The organism is Kribbella albertanoniae (assembly GCF_004348455.1).
Classification (GTDB): Bacteria; Actinomycetota; Actinomycetes; order Propionibacteriales; family Kribbellaceae; genus Kribbella; species Kribbella albertanoniae.
The window spans coordinates 1-5,553 of the sequence record NZ_SMKA01000408.1 but is presented as its reverse complement, the minus strand read 5'-3'; the positions used below and the strand labels follow the sequence as shown (position 1 = coordinate 5,553).

General features: G+C 68.6%; 5 protein-coding genes. 3 read left to right on the top strand and 2 right to left on the bottom strand.

Annotated features, from left to right (window positions below; translation table 11 throughout):
* Positions 1-334 precede the first annotated feature (334 nt).
* Positions 335-1,525, bottom strand: coding sequence for an arginine deiminase (locus E1261_RS42895; RefSeq protein ID WP_132415791.1), 1,191 nt, complete (start codon positions 1,523-1,525; stop codon positions 335-337).
* 200 nt (positions 1,526-1,725) lie between these two features.
* On the opposite strand from E1261_RS42895, the gene E1261_RS42890 reads away from it, so the two are divergent.
* Genes E1261_RS42890 through E1261_RS42880 form a run of 3 tightly spaced genes read left to right on the top strand, consistent with a single transcriptional unit; the run spans position 1,726 to position 4,394 of the window.
* Positions 1,726-2,514, top strand: a complete 789-nt coding sequence (locus tag E1261_RS42890; protein ID WP_132415789.1) for a glycosyltransferase family 2 protein — start codon at positions 1,726-1,728, stop codon at positions 2,512-2,514.
* Positions 2,511-4,067 carry an MptA/MptB family glycosyltransferase gene (locus E1261_RS42885; RefSeq protein WP_132415787.1) on the top strand — a complete coding sequence of 519 codons (1,557 nt, stop codon included), beginning with the start codon at positions 2,511-2,513 and terminating at the stop codon, positions 4,065-4,067. Before E1261_RS42890 ends, E1261_RS42885 begins: the two co-directional genes overlap by 4 nt.
* A 9-nt stretch (positions 4,068-4,076) precedes the next feature.
* The gene (locus tag E1261_RS42880) at positions 4,077-4,394 is read left to right on the top strand and encodes a cupin domain-containing protein (RefSeq protein WP_132415785.1); all 318 of its coding nucleotides are present in this window, start codon (positions 4,077-4,079) and stop codon (positions 4,392-4,394) included.
* On the opposite strand, the gene larC is transcribed toward E1261_RS42880, so the two are convergent.
* The gene (gene larC, locus E1261_RS42875; RefSeq protein WP_272948648.1) at positions 4,391-5,551 is read right to left on the bottom strand and encodes a nickel pincer cofactor biosynthesis protein LarC; all 1,161 of its coding nucleotides are present in this window, start codon (positions 5,549-5,551) and stop codon (positions 4,391-4,393) included. The genes E1261_RS42880 and larC overlap by 4 nt on opposite strands.
* Between the last annotated feature and the right edge of the window lie 2 nt (positions 5,552-5,553).

The following is a 5,553-nucleotide window of genomic DNA, read 5'->3' as shown; positions in this document are numbered from 1 at the left end:
GGCGACTGGGGTTAGACGGTGGTGGGGGTCCGGGTGTGCGAACCCCAGGGCCATCACAACTGGCTGTTGCCGTCGCCGCTCCGCCTGGGCGCGGGTGCTGCGGGCAATTGTGATGGCCTGGCGGTCCGCGCGCACGGCCCAGAACGCGAGAAAGCCCCGGGGTTAACCGGGGCTCTCGTACGTGGACGGCCCAAGTCCTGCTGACGGGGGAGCAACAGGGCCTGGGCCTAGGCATGAAGAGTACTCACGAGTGGGGCACTGCACAAGCCCCGATTTCACTCCGCGTGTCGTCGGCCTTACTTGCGCCGTCAAGTGAGTGCGTGAAGTAACCGGATCAGGCGGGGTCGCGGAGGATCGGGCAGGACATGCAGCGGGGGCCGCCGCGGCCGGAGCCTAGTTCGGAACCGGAGATGCGGATGACTTCGACGCCGGATTCTTCCAGGCGCTGGTTGGTCTCGACGGTGCGCTCGTAGGCGATGCAGACGCGGGGTGCGAGGGCGAGGGTGTTGTTGCCGTCGTCCCACTGTTCGCGTTCGGCGGTGACCGGGTCGAGGCCGGTGTCGATGCGGCGCAAGGTGTCGATGCCGAGGGCTTTGGCAGCGGCGACGAGGAAGGGTTCGGACTCGGCCACGTGCAGTTGGTCGCCGTCGGTGGTGACGGCCAGTGCCCGCATCTCCTCGGCCATGTTCGGATACATCAGTACGGCGTCGACGTCGACCATCGTGCACACCGTGTCGAGGTGCATGGTGGCGCGCTGCTGGGCGATCGGTACGGCGAGGACCGTGTGCGCGAGTCCCTTCGCGAACACGCGCCGTGCCAGCCGCTCCACACCAGCAGGTGTCGTCCGCTCGCCCACGCCAACCGCGAGCACCCCAGGCCCGAGCGCGAGAACGTCTCCGCCCTCGACATGTTCGAGCTGGTGGTCATACACCTTGTCCGCCCCGGCAAACCGAGGATGGAAGCCGTAGATCAGCTCAGTCAGCTGCGTTTCGCGAACCCGGGCCGGCATCGCCAGCGACGTGACCGCGACCGAGTCCCGGATCCAGACGCTCGAGTCGCGCGTGAAGAGCAGGTTCGGCAGGGGGTCGATCAGGAAGTCCTCGTGCGCAAGCAGTGACGTGACCAGCCCGCCGGCCCGCACCTCGTCGTTCCGCACACCGGCCATCAAGGCCTCGGCAAGCTCAGCCGGGTCGAGAGACGTCAGCGACGCGGCCAGGTAGTCGCGCAACGTGTCACCGAGCCGCAGGTCAGCGATCGCGCCCTCGACCGCCTGTGCACGGGCTGTCGAGTCGCCGAGCGCCTCGATCAGCAGCTCGTGCAGGTAGAGCACCTCGACCCCGCGGTCCCGCAGCACCTGCGCGAACGCGTCGTGCTCGTCCTGAGCCCGGCCCACCCACGGGATGCCGTCGAAGAGCAGCTTGTCGTTGTTGCGCGGGGTCAGCCGGCGGAGCTCGTTCCCCGGCCGGTGCAGCATCACAGTCCGCAACGTGCCGACCTCGCTGTCGACGCCGTACATCTCGGTCATCCGCCCGCCCTCTCGTCGGTCCTGCCCACCACGCTACGGCAGTCCCCTGACCGCAGGTCTGCTGTCTGATTGTCCGACAATATCCTAGAAAGGGTGCGGTGGGCCTGTGTGTCTCGTCACCGCCACGATGGTCCTTCGAAAGGACGAATGGGAGGCGCTGAGGCGGATGATCGGCTGCCGAGGAACTAGGCTGCGGTGCTGTGTCCGGTGCTGATTCCTCCCCTGAGCCGTTCGAGCGTGCCGTCGCCTGTGTGATCCCGGCGAAGGACGAGGCGGCGCGGATCGCGGCAACGGTCGACGCGGTGCACAAGATCATCGGCGTCGATCTGGTGGTGGTCGTGGACGACGGTTCGTCCGACGGGACCGCTGAGGTGGCTGCGCGAGCCGGCGCCGTCGTGGTCCGCCACGACCGGAACCAGGGCAAGGCAGCCGCGATGGAGACCGGCGCGGCAGCGGTCGCCGAGCGCGATGGCGCCCGGCCGCGGCACCTGCTCTTCCTCGACGCCGACCTGACCGACTCCGCCAGCGCTGCGGCGCCACTGCTCGAGGCGGTGCAGGCAGGCGCAGCGGACATGACGATCGGGACGTTGCCGGCCCAGGTGCGCGCCGACGGTTCGAAGGCCGGCGGCCACGGGTTCGTGGTCAAGTTGGCCCGTGCCGGCATCAAAGAGGCGACCGGCTGGGAGCCCGAGCAGCCGCTCTCCGGCCAGCGCTGCCTGACCAGGGTCGCGTTCGAGGCCGCCGTACCGCTGGCTTCTGGGTTCGGCGTCGAGACCGCGCTGAGCATCGACCTCGGCCGCAAGGGTTTCCGCATCCTCGAGGTCCCGATCGACGTCCGGCACCGGGCGACCGGGACCGACCTGCGCGGGCAACTGCACCGCGGCAAGCAGTACCTGCATGTACGGCGTGCTCTCGCCGCCCGGAGCGCGTTGCCGGCCGACGGGGGACCGTCGCTGCGCAGCTTGTTCCCCCGGAAGACCACGCCATGAGCAGCGAGGTGACAGCCGACCCGCGCCTGGCGGAGCGGTACGGCAAGCGTGCCGTCGCGCTCTACCTGACTTGTACGGCGTTGATCGTGGCGGTCGGCCTGCTCGGCCCCTCGGTGGTCGTGCTGACGCTGACCAACCGGCACGCCTGGCTCCCGTCGTACTGGTTCGACGCGAAGCCGAACGACTGGCTCGTCTCGGTGATGATCTACGTCGCGATCGCCCTCGGCGGGTACGGCGTCTGGATGGCCGTCAAGGCGCTCAAGCACGGCTGGGCTCCCCGCATCAACCGATTGGTTGCCCTAGGCATCGGTACGACGGCGGCCGTGACGATGGTGCCGCCGATGGCCTCGGGCGACGTGCTGATCTACGCGGCGTACGGGCGGATCATGACGCTCGGCGGCAACCCGTACACGACGGCACCGGCCGACACCATCCGGCTCGGGTACGACCCGGTGATCGCGGCGACCGAGCGGCCGTGGCAGGGCGCACGCAGTGTCTACGGCCCGATCGCGACCTGGATCCAGTGGCTCTCGTCGCTGGTCGGTGGCGACTCGATGCAGCTGACGGTGTGGATGCTGCAGTTGACGGTCGGGATCAGCCTGGTCCTGACCAGCCTGCTGCTGCTCAAGCTCGTCGGCCCGAACCTCCCCAGCCGCCGCCGCGTGCTGATGCTCGGCATGGCGAACCCGCTGCTGCTGTGGTCGGTGCTGGCCGGTGCACACAACGACTCGATCGCCGTGATGTTCGCGGTGGTCGCCCTGGTCGCGCTACGACGACATGTGTTCCTGGCCGGGCTGCTGATCGGTATGGCCGGCGCGACCAAGCTGTCGATCGGGTTGGTCGGGATCGCGATGCTGTGGTCGCTGCGTGGCGATCGGCGCAAGATGCTCTACCTGTGCGGTGGTGGTGCGCTCGCGATGGGCGGTCTGTACGGCATCTTCGGGCTGCAGGCGTTCCAGCAGGCCCGCTCGCAGACGTCGTTCATCTCGACCGGTACGCCGCACAAGGTGCTGCTCAGTCTGTTCGACCTGTTCCTGCCCGGAGCGCTCGTCCGGACCATCCTGGCGATCCTGGCGTGGGTCGGGCTGATCGTGGTCGCGATCCTGCTCTCGCAGGTGATGCCGAAGTCGCTCGTCCCGCAGACACATCCGGACGACCCGGTGCCGGCCGCGGTTCGCTACACCGCGATCTATGCGATCGCCTGGGTGTTGACGGCGATGTACTCACTGCCCTGGTACGACGTGATCGCCTGGCTGCCACTCGCGGCGGTGGCCGCGTCCAAGGTGGACAAGTTCATGGTGATTCGTACGACGATGCTCGCGATCGCGTATGTGCCAGGGCGGGATCCGAACGCACGGCAGGTCGCGTCGAGCCTGTCCGACTCGCTGGAGTTCTTCAGCGCGCGGCTGCGGGACACCATCTGCCCGGCGATCGAGCTCGCCGTACTGATCGGGTTGATCGTGTGGGCCCGCCGGAGTGGCGCGCAGTGGTGGCCGTACGACTGGCCGCGGCGGAAGCAGAAGGCCGTTCCGGAGAACGCTGCCGCACGTTAACCTCGCCGGATGAAGAAGCTGGTGGGGGCGGGTGTCTTCGTACACCGCGAGCCGAACGACTACGTCGAACAACTGCGGACCGGGTCGATGTCGGTTGGGACCTACTCGATCCCGGCCGGTGGGGTGGACGACCAGGCGCCGCATCACGAGGAAGAGATCTACGTGGTGACGGCCGGACGGGCCACGTTCGTGACGCCGTCCGGGGCGGAGCCGGTCGGGCCGGGTGATGTCCTCTTCGTTCCGGCTGAAGAGGAGCATCGCTTCGTCGACATCACCGAGGATCTGTCGTTGCTGGTGTTGTTCGCACCGGCGTACTCCGGGCGCTAGCTCCAGAGGTCCGCAGCGGCTGCGACTGCTCGGGCCATGATCGCCTTGACCGGTTGCTTGAGTTCGGCCGCTGCTGCGACGACGTCCTCGTACTCCGGTTGCACGTTGACCACTTGGCCGTCGTACCGGGCGATCTTGATGCTGATGCTTTGGCCGTCGACGTCGACCGAGGTGAACTCGCGGTCGGCTGCGTGTTTGCGGATGTCGTACTCGCGGAGGCCAATGGCGGTGGTCTCGGTGAGGACGACGCGGCGTACGGCGTCTGCGTTCGTGCTGCTGACCAGGACCGACAGCGTGTGTGCCGGGCGGCCCTTCTTCATCAGGATCGGGGTCAGCCACGCGTCGGACGCACCGGCCTCCAGCAGTCGCTGTAGAACCGGGGGCCAGAGCCGTGGGTCCAGGTCGTCGATGTTGGTCTCGTAGACGAGCTGCGTGGCCGCGCGCTCGGTGGTCTCGCCGACGATCACGCGCAGGATGTTCGGCACCTCGACCGGGTCGCGCCCGCCGGCGCCGACGCCCGTCCGGGTGACCCGCATCGGCGGCATCATCCCGAACTCGTCAGCCAACGTCGCCAGCAGCGCAGCCCCGGTCGGCGTAGTCATCTCGTACGGCGCTGTGCCGCCAATCACCGGCGCCTCAGCCTCAGCCACCAGATGCAGCACGGCGGGCCCAGGAATCGGAATCCCCCCATGCTGCCCCTTCACCTGCCGCCCACCGCCCAGCGCGATAGTCGAAACCACCACCTGCTCGAGTCCTAGCGAGACAGACGCCGCAGCCACCCCCACGATGTCCGCGATCGCATCCAGCGCGCCCACCTCGTGGAAATGAACGCCGTCGACCTCCACCCCATGAGCGTTCGCCTCAGCCCGAGCCAACCGGGCGAAGGTATCGAGCGCCCGCGCCCGTACGGCGTCAGCCAGGTCAGCCGCCTCCAGAATCCGCCGCACCTCACTCCAAGGCCGAGTAGGCCCATGCGAGTGGTCGTGGGGGTGCCCATGCCCATGACCGTGCCCGTGGTCATCGGAGGAGAGGTGAGTGGGGGAGGGGACATGTCCAGGGCCCGCGCCCGCCTCGGCTCCGCCCTCGGCACCAGGGGCCCCGGCCTCGGCTTCGCCCTCGGCACCGGAGCTCGCCCCGGGCGTGTGCTCGCCCCCCACCC